21 protein-coding genes are annotated in these 26,390 nt (G+C 44.6%); 7 read left to right on the top strand and 14 right to left on the bottom strand.

Annotated features, from left to right (window positions below; translation table 11 throughout):
- Positions 1-27: 27 nt before the first annotated feature.
- Positions 28-1,167, bottom strand: a complete 1,140-nt coding sequence (locus tag GSF13_RS05335) for a LysM domain-containing protein (protein WP_174170118.1) — start codon at positions 1,165-1,167, stop codon at positions 28-30.
- Positions 1,168-1,284: 117 nt separating this feature from the next.
- On the opposite strand from GSF13_RS05335, the gene def reads away from it, so the two are divergent.
- The 4 genes from def to trkA are packed head-to-tail and all read left to right on the top strand — an operon-like array spanning position 1,285 to position 5,457.
- Entirely contained in the window at positions 1,285-1,797 is a 513-nt protein-coding gene (gene def / locus GSF13_RS05330) for a peptide deformylase (RefSeq protein ID WP_102055799.1), read from the top strand.
- 33 nt (positions 1,798-1,830) lie between these two features.
- Entirely contained in the window at positions 1,831-2,778 is a 948-nt protein-coding gene (gene fmt, locus GSF13_RS05325) for a methionyl-tRNA formyltransferase (RefSeq protein ID WP_174170119.1), read from the top strand.
- Positions 2,775-4,058, top strand: a complete 1,284-nt coding sequence (gene rsmB, locus GSF13_RS05320; protein WP_211867394.1) for a 16S rRNA (cytosine(967)-C(5))-methyltransferase RsmB — start codon at positions 2,775-2,777, stop codon at positions 4,056-4,058. The genes fmt and rsmB overlap by 4 nt, the downstream gene beginning before the upstream one ends.
- Positions 4,059-4,080: 22 nt before the next feature.
- Entirely contained in the window at positions 4,081-5,457 is a 1,377-nt protein-coding gene (gene trkA / locus GSF13_RS05315) for a Trk system potassium transporter TrkA (RefSeq protein ID WP_010604175.1), read from the top strand.
- 75 nt (positions 5,458-5,532) lie between these two features.
- Here trkA and GSF13_RS05310 read toward each other — a convergent pair whose 3' ends face one another.
- From GSF13_RS05310 to GSF13_RS05285, 6 genes are all read right to left on the bottom strand, one after another.
- A complete protein-coding gene (locus GSF13_RS05310) occupies positions 5,533-6,216 on the bottom strand; it encodes a flagellar brake protein (RefSeq protein WP_010604174.1) in 684 nt (227 codons plus the stop codon).
- Positions 6,217-6,344: 128 nt separating this feature from the next.
- The gene (locus GSF13_RS05305; protein ID WP_227387647.1) at positions 6,345-6,878 is read right to left on the bottom strand and encodes a hypothetical protein; all 534 of its coding nucleotides are present in this window, start codon (positions 6,876-6,878) and stop codon (positions 6,345-6,347) included.
- Positions 6,879-7,035: 157 nt separating this feature from the next.
- Positions 7,036-8,487, bottom strand: a complete 1,452-nt coding sequence (locus GSF13_RS05300; RefSeq protein ID WP_010604172.1) for a TrkH family potassium uptake protein — start codon at positions 8,485-8,487, stop codon at positions 7,036-7,038.
- A 63-nt stretch (positions 8,488-8,550) separates the two neighbouring features.
- A complete protein-coding gene (locus GSF13_RS05295; RefSeq protein WP_095729699.1) occupies positions 8,551-9,168 on the bottom strand; it encodes a YigZ family protein in 618 nt (205 codons plus the stop codon).
- A 67-nt stretch (positions 9,169-9,235) separates the two neighbouring features.
- The gene (gene pepQ, locus GSF13_RS05290) at positions 9,236-10,558 is read right to left on the bottom strand and encodes a Xaa-Pro dipeptidase (RefSeq protein ID WP_211867392.1); all 1,323 of its coding nucleotides are present in this window, start codon (positions 10,556-10,558) and stop codon (positions 9,236-9,238) included.
- 94 nt (positions 10,559-10,652) lie between these two features.
- Entirely contained in the window at positions 10,653-12,542 is a 1,890-nt protein-coding gene (locus GSF13_RS05285) for a transglycosylase SLT domain-containing protein (protein WP_206473612.1), read from the bottom strand.
- Positions 12,543-12,822: 280 nt separating this feature from the next.
- Between GSF13_RS05285 and fadB the strand changes: the two genes are divergently transcribed.
- The 3 genes from fadB to tusA all read left to right on the top strand — a co-directional run bounded on the left by fadB (position 12,823) and on the right by tusA (position 16,618).
- Positions 12,823-14,985 (top strand): fatty acid oxidation complex subunit alpha FadB, encoded by a 2,163-nt coding sequence (fadB, locus tag GSF13_RS05280; RefSeq protein WP_206473606.1) that lies wholly within the window; start codon positions 12,823-12,825, stop codon positions 14,983-14,985.
- A 1-nt stretch (position 14,986) separates the two neighbouring features.
- A complete protein-coding gene (fadA, locus tag GSF13_RS05275) occupies positions 14,987-16,156 on the top strand; it encodes an acetyl-CoA C-acyltransferase FadA (RefSeq protein ID WP_211867390.1) in 1,170 nt (389 codons plus the stop codon).
- Positions 16,157-16,378: 222 nt separating this feature from the next.
- On the top strand, positions 16,379-16,618 hold the full coding sequence (tusA, locus tag GSF13_RS05270) for a sulfurtransferase TusA (protein ID WP_010376829.1): 240 nt from the start codon (positions 16,379-16,381) through the stop codon (positions 16,616-16,618).
- Between the two features lie 68 nt (positions 16,619-16,686).
- On the opposite strand, the gene GSF13_RS05265 is transcribed toward tusA, so the two are convergent.
- The 7 genes from GSF13_RS05265 to dnaA all read right to left on the bottom strand — a co-directional run bounded on the left by GSF13_RS05265 (position 16,687) and on the right by dnaA (position 26,390).
- Positions 16,687-17,133: a hypothetical protein gene (locus GSF13_RS05265; RefSeq protein WP_010604165.1), complete on the bottom strand. Its 447-nt coding sequence runs from the start codon at positions 17,131-17,133 to the stop codon at positions 16,687-16,689.
- Positions 17,134-17,204: 71 nt separating this feature from the next.
- Positions 17,205-19,274: a glycine--tRNA ligase subunit beta gene (gene glyS / locus GSF13_RS05260; RefSeq protein WP_211867388.1), complete on the bottom strand. Its 2,070-nt coding sequence runs from the start codon at positions 19,272-19,274 to the stop codon at positions 17,205-17,207.
- The gene (gene glyQ, locus GSF13_RS05255) at positions 19,274-20,176 is read right to left on the bottom strand and encodes a glycine--tRNA ligase subunit alpha (RefSeq protein ID WP_010376835.1); all 903 of its coding nucleotides are present in this window, start codon (positions 20,174-20,176) and stop codon (positions 19,274-19,276) included. Before glyQ ends, glyS begins: the two co-directional genes overlap by 1 nt.
- Before the next feature lie 176 nt (positions 20,177-20,352).
- Positions 20,353-22,770 carry a DNA topoisomerase (ATP-hydrolyzing) subunit B gene (gyrB, locus tag GSF13_RS05250; protein ID WP_211867386.1) on the bottom strand — a complete coding sequence of 806 codons (2,418 nt, stop codon included), beginning with the start codon at positions 22,768-22,770 and terminating at the stop codon, positions 20,353-20,355.
- Positions 22,771-22,782: 12 nt separating this feature from the next.
- On the bottom strand, positions 22,783-23,871 hold the full coding sequence (gene recF, locus GSF13_RS05245) for a DNA replication/repair protein RecF (protein WP_010604162.1): 1,089 nt from the start codon (positions 23,869-23,871) through the stop codon (positions 22,783-22,785).
- A gap of 4 nt (positions 23,872-23,875) precedes the next feature.
- Complete coding sequence (gene dnaN / locus GSF13_RS05240) at positions 23,876-24,979, bottom strand: DNA polymerase III subunit beta (RefSeq protein ID WP_017218529.1); 1,104 nt, start codon at positions 24,977-24,979, stop codon at positions 23,876-23,878.
- A gap of 10 nt (positions 24,980-24,989) precedes the next feature.
- Positions 24,990-26,390 carry a chromosomal replication initiator protein DnaA gene (dnaA, locus tag GSF13_RS05235; protein WP_206473599.1) on the bottom strand — a complete coding sequence of 467 codons (1,401 nt, stop codon included), beginning with the start codon at positions 26,388-26,390 and terminating at the stop codon, positions 24,990-24,992.

Genomic DNA, 26,390 nt, shown 5'->3' with positions numbered 1-26,390 from the left:
GACTCACTCAAGGAGAAATTCTACCACCTAGTTACTGGCAGTTTCCTTGAATGCTTGTACATGATCACCAACGCGGATCGGCTCCGAAGTTTCAACAACCATAGCGTAGCTTAAGTCTTCATACACTTTAAAGACCATCAGCTCACCGACTTTTTCCTTTGGCATATGCCATACCACACTATCGTCATCGTTTTCCTCACCAAACCAAGATCCCATTTCGGTGATCAGTTTGTCAAGTCGTGATGCATCTTCAATATAGCGCGGACCGTGTTGACTTTCTATAACTGTAGGTGATTGCCTTATAATATCAAGGACATGTCCCTCTTTTAGCCGTGCTTTACTACCCACATCTAGTACCACAACACTCATGGTACTAAACTCTCTGAGCTTATTATCGCTCGCAATAATACGGCCCAAAGTTTGCTCCTCAGGACGAGACATAGAAAACTGTGCCGGAAAGCTTTGTCCGGTAGATATGGGTAGTACAATATCCCCAGCTCTAACCTCTTGTTTGGCAACCTCTAACTGTAGCTTTGCCGGACGCCCCGCAGCTAGGTCACCTTGCTCAACCACGTGGCCAGAACCAACTAACACAGCTTCCAAGCCAAGCAATTGTTGGCTATCTATTGCACGATAGATTTCACCGCGACGATAGATGGCATAGTGCCCACCTTTTACTAAATCAGCTTTAACATACAAAAGATGACCCGGAGTCGCATTTTTAATATTTCGATTAGCTCCCAGTACAATTGGGCTATCAGAAAACTCCGACTCAGAAAGTGCTTGCTCGAAACGCAAAAACGGTTCCATGATGGGTAGTGGCAAGGTAGGAATAGCAGCCACTTTTTGGTTAACAATACGTGTATGCGGTGACAGCTTCTTCACACCTTTGTCTAACACCAGTATTGGATTGCCATTTTCATCGTAAAGTAGCTTAAGACTGTCTCCTGGATAAATCAGATCTGGGTTTTGAATACTAGGATTCCACTGCCACAATTGCTTCCACTTCCATGGAGAACGTAGGTACATTTTTGAAATATCCCACAAGGTATCGCCTTTTTTCACCACATAACGCTGTGGTGCATCTGCTTTTACAGCCAAAGTGTCCGCTTTCACAGAGAAAACAGAGCAGCTAGCGAGTATTAATGCAGCAATCGGATATTTCATGATGGCTTCCTTGTGGTTATTTTTGGTTATTATCCACCAAAACCTGTTAAAGGGGAACTTGAATGGCTAAAATAAGACCATACACTAGCTTACACGATAAATTGATTTAGGGTAATCATGGCTATATTAGAAGTTTTAAAGTTTCCAGACGAGCGTTTACGCACTGTTGCACAGCCTGTAGCAGAGGTTAATGACGAAGTACGTCAAATAGTTAAAGACATGCTGGAAACAATGTATGATGAAAATGGTATCGGCCTTGCGGCTACGCAAGTTGATATTCATCAGCGTATCGTCGTTATTGACGTTTCTGAAGAGCGCGATGAGCCACGCGTATTAATCAACCCAGAAATAACCAAACGCGATGGTACTACAGTGAGCGAAGAAGGCTGCTTGTCAGTACCATATTCATACGCAAAAGTAGATCGCGCTGAAACGGTCACGGTAAAGGCAACGAACGAACGTGGTGAAACATATGAGCTGGACGCTGATGGTTTGCTTGCCGTTTGTATTCAACACGAATTAGACCACTTAGTTGGTAAGCTATTTATCGATTACCTATCACCACTTAAACGTGACCGTATTCGTAAGAAGCTTGAAAAAGAAGCTAAGTTCGCTGCAAAGCAAGCTTAACCAATCTCCAACCAACTGATTTTAGGGTATTTCGTGAGTAATCCTTTGCGTATCGTTTTCGCAGGCACGCCTGATTTTGCAGCGCGCCACCTTGACGCACTTATTCAATCACAACATGACGTCGTGGCAGTGTACTGCCCACCCGACCGTCCAGCTGGACGTGGTAAAAAGCTCAAAGCATGTGAAGTAAAAGTATTAGCACAAGAACACAACCTGCCAGTGCTACAACCGCAATCATTAAAAACATCGGACGCACAGGCAGAGCTAGCCGCGCTTGATGCCGATGTCATGATTGTTGTTGCCTACGGAGTATTATTACCAAAAACTATTTTAGATACTCCTCGACTTGGGTGCCTGAATGTTCATGGCTCAATTTTACCACGATGGCGAGGCGCAGCGCCTATTCAGCGTGCTATTTGGGCTGGCGACAATGAAACTGGCGTAACCATCATGCAAATGGATGAGGGCCTAGATACCGGTGATATGTTGCACATCGCCCGCTGCCCTATTACAGCTACTGATACCAGTGCAGATCTCTACAACAAGCTTGCTGAACTTGGCCCTGATGCACTGATCGATACGCTAGCACGCTTATCTGCGGGCGAGATCACGCCAGAAAAGCAAGACGATACGCTAGCGAATTATGCTAAGAAACTAAGCAAAGAAGAAGCCGAGATTGACTGGCAGATGGAAGCCGCGCAAATTGAACGTAACATCCGCGCATTTAATCCATGGCCGGTTTGCTTTACCAATATGGCGGGTAACAGCGTCAAGATTTGGCAAGCGAAGGTAGTTGACGAACAAGGTGATGCAGGACATGTGCTACGTGCGGACAAGCACGGTATTGTAATTGCCTGTGGCACACAGTCATTAGAAATTCACACCTTGCAACCACAAGGTAAAAAGCCCATGTCTGCACAAGACTTTTTGAATGGTCGAGCTGACTGGGTAGCAATTGGTGCTAAGGTTGGTGAAGCGTGAGTAATGTTCGCGCACTTGCCGCCCAAACCCTATTTCAAGTCGTCGATAAAGGCGCATCGTTAAGTGCTCAATTACCACTTGCCACCAGCCAGTTAGACGGTAAAGACAAAGCCTTGCTACAGCAAATTTGCTATGGCGTATTAAGGTACTTGCCTTCGCTTGAACATTATTGCCAGCAATTACTTGAGCAACCACTTAAAGGTAAGCGCCGTGTTTTCCAGTTTTTGCTGTATGTGGGTATTTACCAACTGCAACATATGCGTGTACCAGCTCATGCTGCAGTAGCCGAAACGGTAAACGCACTTACGCCACTAAGAGCGCCCGGCATGAAAGGCTTAGTTAATGCAATTTTACGCAGCTTCCAACGTCATCAGGTCGAATTAGAAACCAGCGCTGCCGAAATCCCAGCTTGTTTATACAACCACCCAGGCTGGTTTATCAATCAACTAAAAGCAGCTTACCCAACTCAATGGCAAGCTATTTTAGAAGCGAACCAACAACAAGCACCAATGTGGCTGCGTGTTAACCAATCGCAATTCTCTACTGCCGATTATGCAGCTCTGCTAGACCAAGAAGGGGTAGCCTATCAGCTTCATAGCGAATACCCTGACGGGATCTTACTTGATAGCCCAATCGACGTTTACGCACTACCACAATTTGCTGCTGGCGCTTGCTCAGTGCAAGACGCCGCTGCCCAAAAAGCCGCGAGATTATTAGCACCACAAGCAGGTGAAAATATCCTTGATGCTTGTGCCGCCCCTGGCGGTAAGACTTGCCATATTTTGGAGTTGGTAGATGCCAAAGTGACTGCAATTGATGCTGATGGTGACCGCTTGCTACGTGTAGAGCAAAACCTTGAGCGGATTGGATTGTCGGCCAAATGCCTTGAGGGCGATGCAAGTGACCCCGAAGCATGGTGGGATGACGAGCAATATGATCGCATCTTATTGGATGTACCTTGCTCTGCAACTGGCGTTATTAGAAGACACCCGGACATCAAATGGCTAAGACGTGCTTCTGATATTGATAACTTGGTGACGTTACAGGCACAAATTATTGATAAAATCTGGCCATTGCTTAAGCCCGGTGGCACACTAGTTTATGCTACCTGCTCGGTACTGCCACAAGAGAACCAGCAACAGATCGCACGCTTTCTTTCTGCGACCCCTGATGCAACGCTTGTACCTTTGCACGATGCAGACACACAAACACAACCAGGCTTGCAGCTATTACCCGGATTGAGTGATGGGTTTTACTACGCAAAGTTGACAAAACAATAATAGAAAATCGACCATAACCAATATGAAAATCATCATCTTAGGCGCCGGCCAAGTCGGCGGGACACTGGCAGAAAACCTCGTCGGTGAAGAAAATGAAATTACCGTTGTCGACATCGATGGCGAGCGCTTAAGAGAGCTGCAAGACAAATACGATCTACAGGGAGTCACTGGCCACAGTGCTCACCCTGAGATCTTACGTCAAGCAGGTGCTGAGGACGCCGACATGATAATCGCCGTAACCAGCTCGGATGAGGTTAATATGGTTGCGTGCCAGGTTGCCTATAGTATTTTCAATACGCCAACCAAAATTGCGCGGATCCGCTCTGAGCAATACTTAAAGTACAAAGAAAAGCTGTTTCACAATGACGACCTACCGGTCGACCATTACATCGCACCGGAGCAGCTAGTAACGCAATATATCCGCAGGCTAATAGATTACCCAGGCGCTTTGCAGGTGTTGCAATTTGCAGAGGGCATGCTGTCACTCGTGGCGGTTAAAGCTTATTACGGCGGTTTACTCGTTGGCTATGCACTTTCTGCATTAAAAGAGCATATTCCAAACGTCGACACCCGCGTTGCCGCTATTTATCGCCAAGGCAAAGCCATCAAGCCACTCGGCACCACCGTAATTGAAGCCGATGATGAAGTCTTCTTTATCGCCGCAACCAAGCATATTCGTGCGGTCATGAACGAGCTACAAAAGCTCGAACGCTCTTACAAGAAAATTATGATTGCCGGTGGCGGTAACATAGGTGCGGGATTGGCAAGTTCATTAGACAAGAACCATAGCGTCAAGCTTATTGAACGCAATCAAGCTCGTGCCACACAACTATCTGAAACGCTTGATAATACAGTAGTTTTTTGTGGCGATGCCTCAGACCAAGAACTGCTATCAGAAGAACATATAGAGCAAGTAGACGTGTTCATCGCGGTGACGAACGACGACGAAGCCAATATTATGGCTGCGATGCTTGCAAAACGTATGGGCGTACAAAAGACCATGGCGCTTATTCAACGTGGTGCCTATGTCGACCTCGTGCAAGGTGGCGACATTGATATTGCCATCTCACCACAGCAAGCGACTATATCAGCGCTACTCACCCATGTTCGTCGTGGAGATATCGTTAACGTTTATTCATTGCGTAAAGGTGCTGCAGAGGCCATTGAAGCTGTAGCACATGGCGATGAAAACACCTCTAAGGTTGTCGGTCGTGCTATTCGCGATATCAAATTACCACCGGGTGCGACTATCGGTGCCATTGTCCGTGATGAAGATGTACTGATCGCACATGACGATACTATAATTCTCTCTGGCGACCATGTGATCATGTTCCTAATCGATAAAAAGCAAATCGGTGTTGTGGAAAAACTCTTCCAGGTAAGCGCTTTATTCGTTTAATGCCAATTGAGTTAATTCTCCAATCAATTTTAAGGGTGAATTATCTCATTTAAATGGTGTAAAGCGCCGTACTCACTAGGTATCTTGTTGGTCTTGAAAAATAGATAAATCGATTAAATAGTCTTTTAATACGCTGCGGATTATTTCTGGTTCTGAGGTTAAGTGAATGCCTAGAGAGACGATTTGCTCATGACTTTTTATACGCCGAATATCCCCTTCTAGCGAGATCTGATTCCCTTCTTTACCTTCGATAAACACTTCGCACTTTAAACCTTCTTCCATATGTTCAGCATCAATTGACGTTAAGTCGAGCTGTAAACCAGCAAGTGAGATGTCCTTTATTACCCCAACATCTTTGCTGCCATGACAGTGAAACTTAGCGGGGATTAAGGTTGGCACCCGGTTTTGCGAGCGGAGTTTGTATGTTTGTACCTTTTCGGGTAAATAGAGAAAAATAAGCCGCGCGGGATGGACTGAAACCGCTTTGATTTGCGATTTGAATGCAATGACTTGGCCATCACCATTTTCGAGCAAAGCCCGAACGATAACCGAAGTCCCTTCCATAACAAAGTCCAGCGCCGCGCCTAATCGCTTAGGGTTGGGATGGTTAAGAATTAAAAACGCCCCTTGTAGCATACCGACATATTCTGTTTTTATTCTTTTACTATTTGCCGGTAAACAAATTTCTAAATCAACAATACTTCCAGCGCTGATTGCGGTGAGCAAAGTTTCTTGCCCAACCTCTTGAGTTTTTAACATGGATCCAACCCTTCCTGAGTTCACTCTACTACTTTTTTATTGTAGCAGTTTTAGCGGAAGGCCATTTAAAACTGAATTCAGATTAATTACAACTCCCCGATCATCAGCAATACCTAACAAAGATCCGTTTATTTGACTAAAAAATGGCTTTTTAATACTATCGCACCATCTCTTAACGTCATCATTTTACTTTGTACCTCAAGCGAACTTTGTGGCATACCAAGCTCGTTATCCTCAATAAACAACATCATAGGTTCGCCGTTACGCTTAGCAACAAATAATATACCCGAGACATCATGCTTGAATAAGCAGCCTGCTCCCTCCGTCTCGAAGTCATCGACAATCGCTGGTATTTGGCGCTTTTGCCAGAGCTCATTTTCTGAAATCACTTGAACAACAAACCGTATACCACTCTCACAGCCAATTTGATGAAACAAGTCATATGATTGAGCACTACCTAATGTGGGCTGGTTATGTTGCAAGTAACCGACCTCATTGATTAAGCTATTTAACTGTATTACGCTTCGTTCTATAAGCTGCATACCCAAGTCCTGCTCATGGCTAGCAGCAAATCCCTCAATCACTTTAAACCCTTTATCTGAAAAGCGTGTGGCAAGCAATATCGTCGCCTCCAAGTTAAATCGTTGTAAAAATACTGACACTTGAAAACCCCGAAAATCCGAGTTTTTGAAATTTTTATTAACTTTTTCTTTGCGAAGTTCAAAAGGAAGATGACAACTTGTCACAAAGTGGCAGAAACAAGGTAGTGATACTGTCAGTTGTAGGCTCCTAGCAAAAGAGCCCACAACTTAAGCACAGTTACCCACGCCAGAAGGTAGGAGTAAATAAGACTAACAACGTGAAGATCTCTAAGCGGCCAAAGACCATAGCAAGAGTAAGGATCCACTTTGCTGCATCGCTAATGTCGCCGTAGTGCGCTGCAACACTTCCCAATCCTGGGCCCAAGTTATTTAGACAGGCCGCAGTTGCTGAAAATGCAGTAATGTTATCGAGTCCCGTCCCCAGTAATGCAATCATAATAATCACAAACACCAGCGCATAAGCCGAGAAGAACCCCCACACCGCTTCCACCACTTTATCAGGCAATGCCTTGCGGCCTAATTTTATCGAGTAAATAGCGCGTGGATGCACTAAACGATTAAGCTCGCGGATCCCCTGTAAATAGAGTAAGAAGACACGCACAACCTTCATCCCACCACCCGTAGAACCAGCACAGCCACCAATGAAGCTAGAGAAAATCAAGAGAATAGGTAGAAACAGCGGCCACGTTGAGAAGCTATCGGTCGCAAACCCAGCAGTTGTACTAATTGACACAGCCTGAAACATCGCTTGATCTAAGGTTTCATCACCCGTTTCATAGACATTGCTTGACGATAATACCGCAAAACAAATCACTACCAACGCTAACTGGATAAATAGAAAGACTTTAAACTCAGGATCTCGCAAATAGGCTTTAATATTGCGGCTCGACACAGCAGCATAATGTAGCGAGAAGTTAATGGCAGCAATCAGCAAGAAGATGACGCAAATAACGTTAATGAGCGGGTTATCGAAGTAGCCCATAGAAGCGTCATAAGTCGAGAAGCCACCGATAGCTATCGTAGCAAACGCATGACAGATAGCATCAAACCAATTCATTCCTGCTATCCAGTAAGCCAGCGTACAAGCTGCTGTTAGAGACACATAGATATACCAAAGGTGCTTGGCGGTATCGGCAATACGCGGTGTCATCTTTGAGTCTTTAACTGGACCTGGTGTTTCGGCACGATATAACTGCATGCCACCAACCCCAAGCATAGGAAGAACGGCTACGGCCAATACGATGATCCCCATACCACCAAGCCACTGCAACTGCTGGCGATAGAATAATACCGCTTTGGGTAAATGTTCTATACCCGTCAATACCGTAGCCCCAGTAGTTGTCAGCCCAGAAAAAGCTTCAAACACGGCATCTGCTAAAGATAGATTCGGTTTATCTAAGAAAATGAGCGGCAATGATGCAAACGACCCCAGTACCAGCCAGAATAAAACAACGATTAAGAAGCCCTCTCTGGCTTTAAGATCGCCGTTTTCCTTGCGGTTTGGGTAGTACGCAAACAAACCCATCAGCACACTAAAAATGAAAGCTAAAACAAAAGGTACACCACCACCATCTTTGTATATCAAAGATACAATGGCTGGTGGCACCATAGTGATACTAAATAGAGCGACTAACTGCCCGAGTATTTTTATTATGGTACGAAATTGCATTTTGTACGCTGCGCTTTTTGTTATTTAACCAGAGGTTAATTAGTGAATGTAAAGAAGTAGAACCTACTCCTTGAGTTGCTTAAATAATACAACACCATTGGTTAATTCATAAATAGCATCAATGATTTGTTGTGTTTCACGACTATCTACTGCTATTTGCCAGGTAATATTAGCCGTGTATTCTTTATCTAAATTTAGCACTGTAAACTGGCTTTGTAATAGCTGCTCTATCACACCTTGGAGATGGTAATCACTGTGGCCAACAATAATAGAAGCCGGTACCTTTTTAGTCGTGCTTAGCTGTGCTAAAGCGTTATTTAGCGTGCCTCCATAGGCTCTAACCAACCCCCCGGTGCCAAGTTTTATACCGCCAAAATAACGCGTCGTCACCGCGGTTATTTCACCAATCCCTGATCCCATTAGCACATTGAGCATTGGCTTACCAGCGGTCCCGTTAGGCTCACCATCATCAGAAAACCCTAACACATGGCTGCCACCTGGTGCCCCTGCAATGTGTGCCCAACAATTGTGCCGTGCATCAGGATACGCGTCATTAATCTGCTTAATAAACGCTTTAGCATCTTCGATGGTTGGCGTGTGAGCCAAATGTACGATAAACGTGCTTTTCTTAATTTCCTCATGATGACTAATTGATTCACTCGGAATGAAATATTCAGACATAATGTTCCAAACTAAAAGGGAGCCAATCGGCCCCCAAATATACTTACTTTTAGCGCTAGAAGTCAGCTTACTCGAGACCGAAATCTCGCGTCATATTTTCTAGTCTATCTTCATGCACAATGATGTTATCTTCAATACGGATACCACCGTAAGGCTTCAGTGCGTCAACCTTATCCCAATTGATATACTGTTTGTTTTCTGTTTGCGCCAAGTCTTCCAACAATGAATCGATGAAGTACAACCCAGGCTCAATAGTGAACACCTGATTAGCCTCTATCTTACGAGTACAACGCAAGAACGGGTGACCTTCAGGCGGTGCTTGGTGCGTGCCGGCTTCATCAGCCATGAATCCGCCCATATCATGTACCTGTAGACCAATATGGTGACCGAGACCATGAGGGAAGAAAGTGGAAGAAATCCCCTTCTCGACGATGGCCTGAGCACCAAGCTTAACAATACCAAAGTCACTCAACACTTGCGCCACACGATTATGACAATCGATATGCAGCTCACCGTATAGTTTGCCCGGTTGTAATGCTCTGCCCAATTCAATTTGGTGATCGTTCATGACTTTCACCAACTCGGCAAACTCACCTTGTTTAGCAAAATCATAAGTACGGGTAATATCTGACGCATAACCGTTAAAGTTTGCACCGGCATCAATCAAAAATGATAAGTGCTTACTCGGTGCTTTACGCTCAAAATGGGTATAGTGCAAAATCGCACAATTTTCATTCAAGGCGACAATATTGCCATATGGCGTATCGTTTTCCATATGCTGAGTTGCATTAAGATAAGCTTGTTGAATTTCAAACTCGGAACCACCAGCAAAGAAGGCATCGCGCGCCGCCATGTGGCCAAGCACGCCAAGACGGCTTGCTTCACGTAAACATGCCATTTCATACTGAGTTTTATATGCACGATGATAATGCAAGAAGTTCATCACCGGCTCTGGATTCACTTGAGTAAAGCCAAGCGCTTGTGCAACCTCTAAATATTCACCGATATAGGCATAGTTTGCTTTGTCGTATGGCAGTAACTGTTCAACCTGATCTGGCTTAACCAGCAGTTGAATATCAAAATACTCTGCCCAAAAATCTCTCGGCTCGTCAGGCACTTTATGCCAAAAATCAACCGGACGATAAAAAATGAGTTTCGGCTTGTCACTGCCATTAACCACAATCCAGCAATGCGGATTATCGATAACAGGCAACCAAGCTTTAAATTGCGGGTTAACTTTAAACGGATAGTACATATCATCAAGGAATTGACGCTTTGCTTGCCCCGAATGGATCACAAGTCCATCCAGTCCTTCTCGTTCTACTATCGTTCTTGTACGCTGTTGCAACGTGGCAATGTGCTCTGCGTATAAATTTGCTAACTTATCCATGGTGTACCCATTTTCAAAAATTCACATACTATCGAGTCTATCATAGCTGCTACCTAAAAACGACGAACTGAGTCTAAGCACCAGCCATCTGCGGTTATTTCACAATTTTCATATCCAAGATACTTGCCAATATGTTGCCATCACGACCAAGGCGGGTATGGTAAACCTGTCGATATGCCATCACATTTTTTACGTAGTCACGTGTTTCTCGGTACGGGATCAGCTCAATCCAAAGCTCAGCAGGCATAGCCTCTGACGGCAGCCAACGCTTAATTCTATGATAACCCGCGTTGTACGATGCTGTCGCCAAAACCTCATTTCCAGCATTTTTACGCTTCAAATACTCTAAATAACTGGTCCCCAAGCGAATGTTTGTGGCCGGATGATATAGGCGATTTTTTGCCACGCGTTTGCGGTTGTTGACGTATTTGGCTGTGCTTGGCAGCAGCTGCATTAAACCGTGAGCATCCGCACTCGAGCGTGCATCCGGTGCGAAAGAGCTTTCCCGGCGAGCAATCGCAATGCTCCATGCAACATCGACTCGATTACGCTCACTATATTTAGTGAACAGCTCTTTAAACGCTATCGGGAAACGCAAATCAACGTAATTCCAAGCTTTGATCTGTGCAAGAGTAAAAATAGTGCTGTCGTACCAATCAAAGTCAGCAGCCAATATGGATGCTGCAAGCTTTTCCTCTTTGCTTGAGGTGTTAGTAAGGTAGTTCCACTCTCGACGTGCTTGAGTATACCTTTCCAGTTCGTATAAAGCCTTTGCTCGCTTAAAACCAGGCGCATGAGATACTCGTTCGACAATGCTGGGGTCAACATTTAACGGCTCTTCATTCAGTGAGACTGGTAATCCTAAACGCGCAGCAGCCAAAAAACCGTAGTAATCACGCTCTTGCGCTAATTGCTGCCAAATCTCGTTAGCCTTAGCTAACTCGTCACGCTTCGCGAGGCTATATGCAAGCCAGTATTGTTGACCATTGCTTAGTTGCTCATGACCCACGAATAAGGCCGAAATCCCTTCCCAATCTTGCTCTTTCAGCATGTTACTCATCAGCCACTGTAGTAGCTTTCTGTCCTGCAACGATTTGGGCACTTTATTAAGCCAAAACCGTGCGTCTTCATGCCCTTTAGACGCAAGCGCTAGAGCGAAACGATAAGCAACACTATCCTTTTGCCGCTGAGTAAAGGTAAACATATCCTGCATCTTCTGCCAGGCACGCAGCGCTAAATCAGGATCGCGCCAAACGAGGCGTCTTATACCATATACCGCAATTTCGGCTTCTTTTTCGGTGCGTTTACTAAACCGATAAAGCCCAGCAGCGGCACTCGGATCTTGGCGAACCTTTTTATATAGCTCGGCAAGGTATGCCTCATTTTTTGGTAACAGCTTCTCAAGATAGTCTAGCAGTGACGTTTGACCAGATTGCGCAGCATTAGAAATTCGCTGCCAGACTAGCTCAGGCGTTCTATACCCCGCTTTTTGCCATTGGTTAAAAAGACCATCACAAGCTCTGGGCTGAGACTTTCCCACCGTCCAAATATCGGCTACCTGATCAAGAATGGCTTTTTTCGGTGCACCCAAGTCCAACTGATACACCAAATACGTACACTTGAGTTCAACATCACTGGTTTCACGATAGAACTCGATGAATCGTGCTTTCTTTTTATACCGCTTTAAATAATCGAGCCAAGCTGAACGTACAGGCCATTCTAATGGGGTGTGTTCGTATACCGTTAAAAAGTGCTGAATTTCCTGCTGGTACTTGAGTTTAGGGTGACGCTTGTAAAATGCCATTTCAACGTATGGCTTAAGTGGATGATCGAGCTGCGCTGTTGCAGCTTTAAAATTATTATAATTACCAGACCAAGCGACACGCTCAGCCTCTTTAAATTCGTCGTGAGTGCTATCGGCTGCACAGAGCCAGCTCACCATACATAAGCTGCCTGCAGCTAAGCGGGGTAACCAATATGTCATGCAAACCCTTTTTTATCTGCCAAAAGAATACACACCTAAATTGAAATACAGCCAAATTATGCTTATCTAAAGATGGCGCTGAAGACCAAAACTCGGCTTGTCACTTGCGAGCATGCTCATAAATGACACTAAATGCGAGGTGCGTTAAGCCACCATAGCAAACCGACTCAGGTATTTCAGTAAATGTGCGGTAAATTTTTCATTGCAATTTGCCGCCAAAGGATCCACACTGATTGAAATTACAACTCATCGTACCAGTGTAAAGCACGGGAGAACATGTATGTTAATCAAACGCGAGTCCTTTGTAGTTGATTTTTGCAAAGGCAATATCGCTGAGTTTAAGTTTTGCCTACCAGGCTCAGTAAACAAACTATCTCAGCAAGTACTAAAGGAAAGCCACGAAGCACTTATCGAATTGAGCCAGCGCGACGACATCGACGGCTTAATTTTTACCAGCGATAAAGACCACTTTATTGTTGGCGCTGATATTTTTGAATTCCTTCCGACTTTCCAACGCTCAGAAGAAGAACTTGTTGGTTGGATTAAAACCGCAACCGATGTCTTCGACGCAATAGAAGATTTACCTTTCCCTACACTATCGGCAGTAAATGGCCTTGCGCTTGGCGGTGGTTGCGAGTGGTTGCTCGCCACGGATTACCGTATTGCAACTGACAACGCAAAAATTGGCCTACCAGAAGTTAAGCTTGGCATTATGCCGGGCTTTGGTGGTACCGTAAGACTTCCTCGCTTAATCGGCGCTGACAACGCAATGACGTGGATAACCACAGGTCAAGAAAACCGAGCGAATGACGCACTAAAAGTGGGTGCGGTTGACGGTGTAGTACCTGCTGACAAACTCATGGCTGCCGCTATTCGTACCTTGGAGCAAGCCATTGCAGGTAAATTAGATTGGCGCGCGAAACGCCAAATCAAGCTTGACCCATTGAAGATGAATCGTGTTGAGCAAGGTATGAGCTTTGGTATGGCCGAAGGCTTAGTCATGGCAAAAACCAAAGGTCATTACCCAGCACCAATGATGGCGGTACAAACGCTTAAAGCGGCAGCTAACCTTAGCCGCAGCGAAGCGATGGCACTCGAAAACCAAAACTTTGCTAAACTTGCCAAAACGGCAGAAGCCGCAGCGCAAACCGGTATTTTCTTAGCGGATCAATACATCAAAACGGTTGCCAAGAAACAAGCAAAACAAAGTAAAACAGAGATCAAACAAGCAGCGGTACTTGGTGCTGGTATTATGGGTGGCGGTATCGCTTACCAATCGGCCTACAAAGGTACGCCAATTGTCATGAAAGACATCCAGCAAGGTGCCCTAGACCTTGGTATGGGTGAGGCTGCAAAACTACTTGGTAAAAAAGTACAGCGCGGCCACATGTCAATGGACAAGATGGTTGCCACTTTAGGTAAAATCAAAGCAACGCTCAACGATCACGATCTACAAGGCTCAGACATCATCGTAGAAGCCGTTGTTGAAAACCCTAAAGTCAAGAAAACGGTATTGGCGAGTTTAGAGTCGCAATTACCAGAAGGTACGATCCTGACTTCAAACACATCAACTATTCGTATTGATGAGTTAGCCACGGCACTTGAGAAGCCAGAAAACTTCTGTGGTATGCACTTCTTTAACCCAGTGCCAAAAATGCCATTGGTAGAAATCATTCGTGGCGAGCAAACATCGGATGAAACCGTTGCTGCAGTGGTAGATTATGCCTTAAAGCTTGGCAAGTCTCCTATCGTTGTTAACGATTGCCCAGGTTTCTTCGTGAACCGTGTTCTATTCCCTTACTTTGCAGGCTTCAGCCAACTTGTTGTAGAAGGTGCTGACTTCGCAAAAGTAGATAAGGTTATGGAAAATGTCTTCGGCTGGCCAATGGGTCCAGCGTACCTACTAGACGTAGTGGGTATCGATACGGCAAACCATTGTACTGGTGTAATGGCTGATGGCTTCCCTACTCGCATGGCACGTAAAGACAAAGACCCTGTCGCAGTACTTGCGGGGGCTGAGCGCTTTGGTCAGAAGAACCAAAAAGGCTTCTACCAATACGCACCAGATCGCAAAGGTCGTTTGAAGAAGAGTAAAGACGACAGCGCGCTTGAGCTGCTGAGCGGTATTTGTGACGCACCAACTGAATTTGATAAACAAACGATTATTGAGCGTTGTATGGTGCCAATGATCAATGAAGTGTTACTGTGTCTGCAAGAAAACATTGTTGCTTCACCGCAAGAAGCAGACATGGCACTGATCTACGGTATCGGCTTCCCTCCATTCAGAGGTGGTGCATTCCGCTATCTAGACCAAATCGGCCTCGCAAACTTTGTAGCTATGGCTGATAAGTACGCTCATCTTGGTGAAATTTATCGAGTTTCTGAGCAAACTAGACAGTGGGCAGATGAAGGTAAAGTGTTCTATCAAGTGGAGGGCCAGTAACATGGAAAACGCGGTAATCGTAGATTGTATTCGTACCCCAATGGGCCGTTCAAAAGGCGGTGTATTTAAGCATAAACGTGCCGAAGACCTCAGCGCACACTTGATGAAAGGCCTACTTGAGCGTAACCCTCAAGTAGCACCAGACTCAATTGATGATATTTACTGGGGCTGTGTACAGCAAACTTTAGAGCAAGGCTTTAACGTTGGTCGTAATGCTGCACTCTTAGCTGGCATTCCTCACACCGTACCGGCGGTAACCGTGAACCGCCTATGCGGTTCCTCAATGCAGGCATTGCATGACGCAGCTCGCGCTATCATGACAGGTGCTGGTGACACTTACCTTATCGGTGGTGTTGAGCACATGGGTCACGTACCAATGACACATGGTAATGACTTTCACCCAGGCCTTGCGACATCAGTTGCGCAAGCTGCTGGCGTGATGGGGTTAACAGCTGAGTACTTAGCGCTAATGCATGGTATCAGTCGTGAGCAGCAAGATGAATTTGCCGTACGTTCACACCAGCGCGCACATGCCGCAACCCTTGAAGGGCGTTTTGCAAAAGAAATCCTGCCAATGGAAGGTCATGATGCCGATGGTACACCTGTACTTGTCGAGCATGACGAAGTTATCCGCCCTGAGACAAGCCTAGAAGGTCTAGGACAGCTACGTCCTGTATTTAACCCAGCATCGGGTACGGTAACTGCAGGTACCTCTTCAGCGCTTTCTGACGGTGCTTCAGCTATGTTGGTCATGAGCGAGTCTAAAGCAAGAGAACTCGGTCTTCCAATTCGTGCTCGTGTTAAGTCAATGGCAGTCGCAGGTTGCGATCCTTCCATCATGGGTTATGGTCCAGTTCCAGCATCACAAAAAGCCTTGAAGCAGGCGGGCATTACTATCGATGATATTGATGTTGCTGAACTAAACGAAGCCTTTGCAGCACAATCACTACCAGTGCTAAAAGATCTAGGTCTACTAGACAAGGTAGATGAGAAAGTGAACCTCAACGGTGGTGCAATTGCACTCGGTCACCCACTTGGTTGCTCAGGCTCACGTATTAGCACGACGCTTATCAATCTAATGGAAGAGAAAGACGCGAAGTATGGTCTTGCAACTATGTGTATTGGTTTAGGCCAAGGCATTGCTACCGTATTCGAGCGCGTAGAGAACTAATTCCAACCAGCTGGTACTGGGCTTTTATAAGACAATACCAGCACACAACTTCAACTTGGTGACCAAGGCAAAACGGCACAGCTGTTTTGCCTTTTTTATTACCTGCATTTACCTCACCTCGGTTGGCTAAGACTTGAGTTATCCAAACTTGAGCTTACTTACAACATGCGGTTAAAATAGCAGTTTTCGTCACTAACAACGTAACTAACAAGGCCACCCACAATGAGTTTTGATAATACCGACCACACCTTAGATGCAGTAGGCTTACGTTGTCCGGAGCCGGTAATGATGATTAGAGGCATGGTGAGACGGATGAACTTAGGTGAGACGTTGTTAGTTATCGCAGATGATCCATCAACGACAAGGGACATTCCGAGCTTCTGTGAATTTATGGATCACACTTTGGTTGCCAAAGCAGTGGCCGAATCTCCTTACAAATATGTGATTAAGAAAGGTCAGTGATCTCCTCTTTAACACACTGTTTGAACTCATGAGTCATAGACAATAAAAAAGCGGCTGATGCCGCTTTTTTAAGATTTTACAATCACCACCTTTGGTGAGCGAGGATTACGATAATCTAAGCGGATTTCGTACCAACCTTTTTTACTTGGCTTAAAGCTAAAGTAGTTATACACCGTGTTACAATCCGCAACCAGCGGTTGTCCTAGCGTTAACTGCCCTTCACTCTTATAGCCACAGTTGTAGCCTTCACTCCACTGCTCATCAGCAATTTTAAATTCATACACTTTACCTGGGCTCATGAATCTTGCTTTTGTTGCGTAGATCCCCGGTTGTGTTTCTTCAAAGCGATACTGAGGTTCGGCATCCCACAGAGTGAAGTCACCGCGTAAATACATTGTCTTATCCAACTCACCAGCAACTACCGGTGAAGTTGACGTTGTTGGCAATTGAAAGTTACTACTACAAGCGGTAAGTGCTAATAGCGCAATCGCCATTGCCCCTTGTTTTTTAATCATAGCTAGACTGCCTTTTACTTGCTTTTACCAATCAGCAAAAAGCCAGCAATTGCTGGCTTTTGTATCAGCAATTAGTTTTGTAACACTGAAATATCTGCAGTATTAAGGAATAACTTACTTAACTGACCAAGTAGCGCTAAACGATTGGCTTTAACCGCTTCATCGTCCGCCATTACCATAACATTATCAAAGAAGTTATCTACTGCTTCACGTAAACTTGCTAAACGCGTCAGTGCAGTTTGATAATCACCTTCAGCGTAAACAGGTGCAAGCTCAGCAGTTAACGCAGCAACTTGTGCAGCCAATGTTTGCTCAGCTTCTTCTTGCAGGAGTGAACTCTCCACCGCAGCTTCTGACGCGACGTTATTCTTCGCTAAAATGTTGTTTACACGCTTATTGGCAGCAGCTAACGCTTCAGCTTCCGCCAACGTTCTAAAGTGACTAACCGCTTTTACTCGGCGATCAAAATCAACAGGGCTCGTTGGACGTCTTGCAAGTACTGCTTGGATCACATCCACGCTGATACCTTCATCTTGGTACCAGGCACGGAAACGACCTAACATAAACTCAACCACTTCATCGGCAACATTTGCATTGTTTAGCTTATCACCGAATAACGTCATTGCTTTGGCAACGATATCCTGAATGTCTAATGGTAGTTCTTTTTCTACCATGATACGCAATGCGCCGATGGCAGCACGACGAAGTGCAAACGGGTCTTTATCGCCTTTTGGTGTCTGGCCGATACCAAAAATGCCAACCAAAGTATCAAACTTATCCGCAAGCGCCACGGCAAAACTAACTGGGTTAGACGGTAGGTTATCACCAGCAAAACGCGGCATATATTGCTCATTTTGTGCTAATGCGACTTCTTCCGCTTCACCATCAATACGCGCGTAATGCATACCCATCACGCCCTGAACGTCAGTAAATTCCATGACCATTTCAGTCATTAGGTCCGTTTTACTTAGTAAACCTGCACGCTCTGCTAGCGCCTTATCAGCACCAAGCTGCTCCGCAATAAAACCTGCGAGTGCCGAGATACGCTCTGACTTGTCTTTTAGTGTGCCAAGCTGCTTCTGAAATAACACTGAATCAAGTGACTCAAGACGGCTTTCCAGCGTTTTCTTCTTATCCGTTTCAAAGAAGAACTGAGCATCTGCCAGACGCGGGCGAACCACTTTCTCGTTACCCGAGATCACCACACTTGGGTCTTTACTTTCAATGTTAGAAACAAACAAGAACTTGTTGATCAAGTTGCCTTGCTTATCTAACAGTGGAAAGTACTTTTGGTCGTCTTTCATGGTGTAGATAAGTGCTTCATCTGGCACTTGCAAGAAGGCTTCTTCAAAAGAAGCAACTAAAGTGACTGGCCACTCGACTAGCGATGTAACTTCTTCAAGAAGGTCTTCATCCATCGCGACTTGCGCGCCGAGCTTTTCAGCTTCAGCTTCAATTTGGCCTCGAATTAACGCTTTACGTGCTTCGTAATCCGCAATAACGTATGCACCTTTTAGCACTGCATGACTATCATCCGCATGTTCAACACGAACACGCTCAGGGTGATGGAAGCGATGTCCTTGCAGCTCATTGCTGATAGCTTTACCTAGCACTTCACCTTCAACTTGTTGACTACCAAGTAGTGCAGCCACAGTATGCACAGGACGGATAAATTGCGTCTTGTTCGCACCCCAGCGCATCGGCTTTGGAATAGGTAACTTAGCCAGTGCTTTGTTGATCACATCGCTTAGTAACGCTAAGGTCTGTTGCCCCTCTACTTTCGCTTTGTGTAGCAGCCAAGTACCCTTGTCAGTTTCTAAACGCTCAGCATCATTAATATCAATACCACAACCACGCGCCCAACCTAGCGCCGCTTTAGTCGCGTTACCATCCGCGTCAAATGCCGCCTGAATAGCTGGACCACGCTTTTCAACCACTTTATCGGCCTGTTGCGTTTGCAATGCTTTAACTTGAATGCCTAAGCGACGAGGTGATGCATACCAGCTCACGCCTTCATGACTAAGTTCTAATGCTTCAAGTTCTTGCCTAGTATTTTCTGCGAATGACTCAGCAAGGTTGCGTAACGCCTTTGGTGGTAACTCTTCGGTACCAATTTCTACGAGTAAGTTTTCAATCGACATTATTTATCCTTACAAAGCGGGAAGCCAAGTGCTTCACGTGCGTCATAGTAAGCCTGTGCACAGGCTTTTGATAAAGCACGAACTCTTAATATATAGCGCTGACGCTCAGTTACTGAGATAGCATGACGTGCGTCTAACAGGTTAAATGCATGAGATGCCTTCATTACCTGCTCATAAGCTGGCAATGGAAGCCCCGCTTCGATTAGCTTTTCACTTTCTTTTTCACACTGGTCAAACTGCTTGAATAATGCCTCTACATCCGCATATTCAAAGTTATATGTCGACTGTTCGATCTCGTTTTGCATGAACACGTCACCATAAGTTACGCGCCCCATTGGACCATCTGTCCAAACGAGATCATAAATGCTATCTACACCTTGTATATACATCGCAAGGCGCTCTAAACCATAAGTAATTTCACCCGTTACCGGTGAGCATTCAATACCGCCAACTTGCTGGAAGTAAGTAAACTGAGTCACTTCCATGCCATTCAACCATACTTCCCAACCTAATCCCCAAGCACCTAGCGTTGGTGACTCCCAGTTATCTTCAACAAAGCGCACTTCGTGCGTTAATGTATCAATGCCCAACGCTTCTAGAGAGCCTAGGTAGAGCTCCTGAATATTCTCAGGCGATGGCTTCAAAACAACTTGGAATTGGTAGTAATGCTGAAGACGGTTAGGGTTTTCACCATAGCGACCATCCGTCGGGCGGCGACAAGGTTGTACGTATGCGCTCGACATTGGCTCAGGACCAATGGACTTAAGGAAGGTCATCGGGTGGAATGTACCCGCACCAACTTCCATATCTAAAGGTTGAGCTACAACACAGCCTTGCTGCGCCCAGTAATCCTGTAAAGCCAGGATCAAACCTTGGAAGGTTTTGATATCGTATTTTTGCATAGTTGGCTTATTTTTATCTGGTACTTATCGTATGTAAACGCCTGCAGTAATTTGGCGCTTACGCTAGATTCAATGATTGAAAATTATGCTCAGTATACCGCGAGCGCAGGAGGGTTTTAAGCTTTAAAGCATAAAAAAAGGAGGGAAAATCCCTCCTTTTTACTAGATGTTTGAGTTTACACGTCTAAGTTAACAACTCTCAGTGCATTTGTTTCGATAAACTCTCGACGAGGTTCAACTTGGTCACCCATCAAGGTTGCAAACAATTGGTCTGCAGCAATAGCATCTTCAATAGTCACACGTAGCATACGGCGAGCATCTGGATCCATCGTTGTTTCCCAAAGTTGGTCAGGGTTCATCTCACCCAATCCTTTATAGCGTTGTGTATACAAGCCACGCTTAGACTCTGAGATAAGCCATTCAAGACCAGCCTCAAAATATTCGATTGCTTGTGTCTTCTCACCACGCTGTACATAACCGCCTTCGCTGATCAAACTACCAATCTGACGACCCGTGTTCGCAATGCGAACATAATCTTTAGATGTAATAAAATCGAAGTTCAAAGTATGCGCTTTATCAACACCGTGCTGACGAATATTGATCACCGGATAATACATATGGCGCTCTTCATCAAATGCAACTTCTGCGTTGAAGATAGTGGCGTCTTCATCTTTCTTCACAAGATCAGCAACCAAGTTTTCAGTCCACGCCGTTACTTTTGCTTCATCAGATAAGTCTGACTCGGTTAGTTCTGGGTGGTAAAGCAAACGGTTCATGATTGAAGACGGATACTTACGCTTTAAACGCTCAATAATATCTATCGTATTCTGATAGTCATGCACTAGGTTTTCTAACTTGTTGCCAGTAATTGGCTCAGCACCTTCTGCTGGGTATAACGCAGCATCGTTTAGAGCTAATGTCGTTAAATATGAAGTTAGCGCATTATCATCTTTAATATAACGTTCTTGCTTACCTTTCTTCACTTTGTATAGCGGTGGCTGAGCAATATAGACATAACCGCGTTCGATGATCTCTGGCATCTGACGATAGAAGAAAGTCAGTAGCAGCGTACGGATGTGTGACCCATCCACGTCCGCATCGGTCATGATGATGATGCGGTGATATCTTAGCTTTTCAGGGTTATATTCATCACGGCCAATACCACAGCCTAATGCAGTAATTAGTGTTGCCACTTCCTGAGAAGAAAGCATCTTATCAAAGCGTGCTTTTTCTACGTTCAGGATTTTACCTTTGAGCGGCAGAATTGCTTGGTTCTTACGATTACGACCTTGCTTAGCAGAACCACCCGCTGAGTCACCCTCCACTATATATAGTTCAGAAAGTGCAGGATCTCGTTCTTGGCAGTCAGCGAGTTTACCCGGTAGACCAGCTAAATCCATAACGCCCTTACGACGAGTCATTTCACGGGCCTTACGTGCAGCTTCACGTGCGCGCGCAGCATCAACGATTTTGTTTACAACGGTTTTTGCATCGCCTGGGTTTTCTAGCAAGAATTCCGTTAGCTTTTCAGCCATCATTTGCTCAACAGCCCCTTTCACTTCACTAGAAACGAGCTTATCTTTTGTCTGTGAAGAGAATTTAGGATCAGGAACTTTAACACTAACAACAGCGGTCAAACCTTCACGGGCATCGTCACCCGTAGCACTGGTTTTATACTTTTTATTAAAGCCTTCTTTTTCCATGTATGTGTTAAGCGTACGCGTAAGTGCTGCACGGAAACCCGCTAAGTGAGTACCACCATCGCGTTGAGGAATGTTATTGGTAAAACAGTAGATGTTTTCTTGGAAACCATCATTCCATTGCATAGAGACTTCTACGCTAATGCCATCATCACGCTCAGTCGAAAAGTGGAAAACGCTTTGATGAACTGGCGTCTTCTTACGATTTAGATATGCAACGAATGCTTGAATACCGCCTTCGTATTTGAAGTGATCTTGTTTATTCTCTTCGCGCTCATCACTCAAAATGATGCTTACACCAGAGTTAAGGAAAGATAGTTCACGTAGGCGCTTGGCTAGAATATCGTAGTGGAAATTTGTATCTGAGAAAGTTTCAGCACTTGGCCAGAATCTCAATTCTGTACCAGTAGATTCCGCTTCACCGATAATACCTAGCGGCGCATCTGGAACACCCATTGTGTATTTTTGCTGATGCACTTTGCCATCACGGCGGATTGTTAATTGTAGTTTTTCAGAAAGTGCATTTACAACAGAAACACCTACACCGTGCAGACCGCCAGATACTTTATATGAGTTATCATCAAATTTACCACCGGCATGTAGTACAGTCATGATAACTTCCGCCGCAGAAACCCCTTCTTCTTCGTGAATTGAAGTTGGGATACCACGACCATTATCTCGAACAGATACAGAGCCATCGGTATGAATTGTTACGAAAATATCGTCACAATATCCTGCTAGTGCTTCGTCGATTGAGTTATCAACGACCTCAAACACCATGTGATGTAAACCAGTACCATCGTCTGTGTCACCGATATACATTCCCGGACGCTTTCTTACAGCATCCAATCCTTTAAGTACTTTAATACTCGACGAATCGTAATTTTCCGACATGGTTTCTTCCAATTATTTTGTTATTAAGCTGCCATGTTCCACGTGGAACATTTTAATTTCACGTTCCATTGGTTCAATAACGGCGGCAATACTTTCTGGAGTAATAGCAGTGATAAACAGCTGTGACTGACATTGCGCCAACAGACGCGATACCGCCACCTTAGTATCTTCACTAAGCTCCGAAGGTAAATCATCAATAAGCAGAATTGACTGCTTATTACTCTCTTGGTCAATCAAACTGTTTTGCATTACTTTAAGTGCATACAGTAAGAGCTTGAGTTGCCCACGAGAAAAAATATGTTCTACGCTGTTTCCTTGAGTATAAAAGTTAAAGTCAGCCTTATGCGGCCCTTTACTTGTATAGCCAAGTTTTACATCTCGCTCTAACTGATTCGTTAATACCTCAGCGAGTTCCCCCTTCCAGCCCGCTTGAAAGCGAATTTCAAGGCCTTTAAATATAGGGCTTATATCCCCTATCTTATCAAAAAAATGCGTCTGAAACCTACCTATATAAGCCTCTCTAAACATATTTATTTGCTCAGCAAGGCGTACAAACTCCTTATCCCAATAACTTAGCTGGGATTGGAGATCTCTCGGTTTAGATTTCAATAAAGCGTTACGTTGCTTGAGCACCTGATTAAACATTTTCCATGTGGAATAGAACTGATGTTCCACGTGGAACACACCTAAATCAAGAAACTTACGACGCTCTTTTGGACCACCAAAAAACAGCTCATAGCTTTCTGGTGTAATAACTTGAACAGGTAAAACCTGTGCTAATTCTGCCACTTTCCGGCTTGCTTGCCCCTGAATTCGAAGCTTAGTTTCACCACTGGTATATTTACTAATACCAAGCGGTATAGACAAGTTATGTAGTTGTTTTTTAGCATGAACAACGCAATGAGAAGCCTCATGCTTGATCATTAATTTTTGCAGATTGGTACGGAAAGATTTACCACTGGAGAGAAAGTAAATGGCTTCGAGCAGACTGGTTTTACCGCTACCATTTTCACCGAGAATGACATTAACGGCATTGCTAGGTGAAAGCGCCATCGCCTCAATGTTTCGAAACGCATTGAGGCTAAGGTGAGTTAAACTCATAACTCTATAAACGCATCGGCATAACTACATACATTGCATGTTCGTCACCAGCGGCTTCAATAAGCGCACTGCTGTTCGCATCAGAAAGCGTAAACTGTACATCTTCAGACTTTATTGTATTTAACACGTCTAATAAGTAAGAAACGTTAAAACCAACTTCAAGATCATCGCCTTGGTAACCTACCTCAACAATTTCTTCAGCTTGCTCCTGCTCTGGGTTATTGGCACTAATTTTTAATTGCCCATTACTCAGATTCAATCGCACACCACGAAACTTCTCGTTAGAAAGAATAGATACGCGCTGAAATGCACTACGTAGCCAATCGCGATTTGCGGTAACCAACTTGTCCCCGCCACGAGGTAATACGCGACGATAATCAGGGAATCGCCCATCCACCAGCTTACTCGTAAAAGTAAATTCGCTGTCGATGATACGCACATGATTAGCGCCAAATTGAATGGTGATAGTTTCATCATCCGCAGGCAGTAAGCGCATGATCTCTTGCACGCCCTTACGAGGAATGATCAATTGACGTTGCGTTTGCAATGACTCTGGTAATTTTTGCTGCGCAATTGCCAAACGGTGACCGTCAGTGGCTACCGTTTTAATTTCATTATTATCTACTTCGAAAGACATACCATTTAAATAGTAACGTACGTCTTGGTTAGCCATAGAGAAATGCGTTGCTTCTAGCAATTTTCTAAGCTCTAAACGCGTTATGGCAAACTCAACCTCACCGTCCCACTCTTCAAGATTAGGGAAGTCTTCAGCGGCTAAGGTTGTCAAAGAAAAGCGACTTTGACCGCTAGTCAGTAGCAATTGATGCTCTTGGCTACTCAGCACTAAATCCGAGTTATCAGGCAAGCTCTTACAAATATCTAGGAGCTTTTTCGCCGGTAAAGTGATCTTGGCGTCTGGCACATTGGTTTCAAGGGCAACAGATGCAACAAGCTCTATCTCTAAATCTGTACCTGTCATATGTAACGCGCCATTTTTCACTTCTAGCAATACATTAGACAAAATAGGCAGTGTATGTTTGCGCTCAATGGCACCCGACACCTGTACCAGTGGCTTTAAAAATAGTTCTCTTGGAATCGTTATTTGCATCATTTAACCCTTAAGAAGACAGCGTTCTAATTAAGTTTTGATAATCTTCTTTTACCTCATGACTTTCATCACGAAGTGCTTTTACTTTTCTACACGCGTGTAACACGGTGGTATGGTCGCGCCCACCAAATGCATCACCTATTTCTGGTAAGCTGTGGTTTGTCAGTTCTTTAGACAATGCCATGGCAACTTGTCTTGGTCTTGCAACTGAACGGCTACGACGTTTTGACAATAAGTCAGAAACACGAATTCGATAATATTCCGCCACGGTGCGCTGGATATTATCGATGGTAACGAGTTTGTCTTGTAGCGCTAATAAATCGCGTAGCGCTTCTTTAACAAAATCGATAGAAATTGGACGACCAGTGAAGTTGGCATTAGCTATCACGCGGTTTAACGCACCTTCTAACTCTCGCACATTAGAGCGTAATTTCTTCGCAATAAAAAAGGCAACTTCGTGTGGCAAGTTAATATTACTTTGCTGCGCTTTCTTCATTAAGATAGCAACGCGAGTCTCTAATTCTGGTGGCTCAATAGCAATAGTTAACCCCCAACCAAAACGCGACTTCAGTCGGTCCTCAACCCCTTCTATTTCTTTAGGGTAACGGTCAGAAGTTAGAATAATTTGTTGGTTGCCTTCAAGCAGCGCATTAAAAGTATGGAAGAACTCTTCTTGCGAACGCTCTTTGTTTGCAAAGAATTGGATATCATCAATCATCAATGCATCAACGCTGCGGTAGTAACGCTTGAATTCTTCAATGGCATTATTCTGCAGTGCTTTAACCATGTCCTGAACAAAACGCTCTGAATGCATATAAACAATTTTTGCATCCGGTTTTTGTTCAATGATGCCATTACCTACGGCGTGTAACAGGTGCGTCTTACCCAAACCTGTACCACCATAAATAAATACGGGGTTGAATGCAGAACCTGGATTATCAGCAACTTGTGTTGCAGCAGCTTTAGCCAATTGGTTAGATTTACCTTCTACAAAGTTATCAAAGGTGTAATTCTCTTTAATATTAGACTTGTGCGAAGATTTAGGAGCAGGCTCAACTTTTTCTGCCATTTTTGGCTGAGTGCCTTGCAGCATTGACATGTTATCAGCGGCATGACCTACACTTGAGGCCTTTTCGTTAGATACACTTGGTTGTGCAGCTAACACAGGTTTGCTACCCACATCAAAGCGCAGCTCTGGTGCTTCATCACCACAGATCTCAATCAGCAGTTCATTGATGCGGTGGAGATACTTTTCTCGTACCCAATCCAATACAAAACGATTCGGCGCATAGATAGTTAGCGTATCATCAGTACTTTCTGCCTGTAGTGGTCTTACCCACATGCTAAATTGCTGAGATGGCAATTCATCTTGCAAAACATATAAACAACTTTGCCAAACCGACAGATACAC

The organism is Pseudoalteromonas sp. M8 (assembly GCF_018141365.1).
Taxonomy (GTDB): Bacteria; Pseudomonadota; Gammaproteobacteria; order Enterobacterales; family Alteromonadaceae; genus Pseudoalteromonas.
Note: the sequence above shows the minus strand (reverse complement) of the source record. Positions and strands in the feature narration are given on the sequence as shown.

Coding starts and splice junctions, on each gene's coding strand:
- dnaN (WP_017218529.1), bottom strand. CDS start 24,979: ATGCAAATAACGATTCCAAGAGAACTATTTTTAAAGCCACTGGTACAG.
- tusA (WP_010376829.1), top strand. CDS start 16,379: ATGAGTTTTGATAATACCGACCACACCTTAGATGCAGTAGGCTTACGT.
- GSF13_RS05285 (WP_206473612.1), bottom strand. CDS start 12,542: ATGACATATTGGTTACCCCGCTTAGCTGCAGGCAGCTTATGTATGGTG.
- GSF13_RS05310 (WP_010604174.1), bottom strand. CDS start 6,216: ATGTTAAAAACTCAAGAGGTTGGGCAAGAAACTTTGCTCACCGCAATC.
- GSF13_RS05295 (WP_095729699.1), bottom strand. CDS start 9,168: ATGTCTGAATATTTCATTCCGAGTGAATCAATTAGTCATCATGAGGAA.
- GSF13_RS05335 (WP_174170118.1), bottom strand. CDS start 1,167: ATGAAATATCCGATTGCTGCATTAATACTCGCTAGCTGCTCTGTTTTC.
- GSF13_RS05265 (WP_010604165.1), bottom strand. CDS start 17,133: ATGATTAAAAAACAAGGGGCAATGGCGATTGCGCTATTAGCACTTACC.
- pepQ (WP_211867392.1), bottom strand. CDS start 10,558: ATGGATAAGTTAGCAAATTTATACGCAGAGCACATTGCCACGTTGCAA.
- fadB (WP_206473606.1), top strand. CDS start 12,823: ATGTTAATCAAACGCGAGTCCTTTGTAGTTGATTTTTGCAAAGGCAAT.
- def (WP_102055799.1), top strand. CDS start 1,285: ATGGCTATATTAGAAGTTTTAAAGTTTCCAGACGAGCGTTTACGCACT.
- GSF13_RS05300 (WP_010604172.1), bottom strand. CDS start 8,487: ATGCAATTTCGTACCATAATAAAAATACTCGGGCAGTTAGTCGCTCTA.
- fadA (WP_211867390.1), top strand. CDS start 14,987: ATGGAAAACGCGGTAATCGTAGATTGTATTCGTACCCCAATGGGCCGT.
- recF (WP_010604162.1), bottom strand. CDS start 23,871: ATGAGTTTAACTCACCTTAGCCTCAATGCGTTTCGAAACATTGAGGCG.
- gyrB (WP_211867386.1), bottom strand. CDS start 22,770: ATGTCGGAAAATTACGATTCGTCGAGTATTAAAGTACTTAAAGGATTG.
- glyS (WP_211867388.1), bottom strand. CDS start 19,274: ATGTCGATTGAAAACTTACTCGTAGAAATTGGTACCGAAGAGTTACCA.
- glyQ (WP_010376835.1), bottom strand. CDS start 20,176: ATGCAAAAATACGATATCAAAACCTTCCAAGGTTTGATCCTGGCTTTA.
- trkA (WP_010604175.1), top strand. CDS start 4,081: ATGAAAATCATCATCTTAGGCGCCGGCCAAGTCGGCGGGACACTGGCA.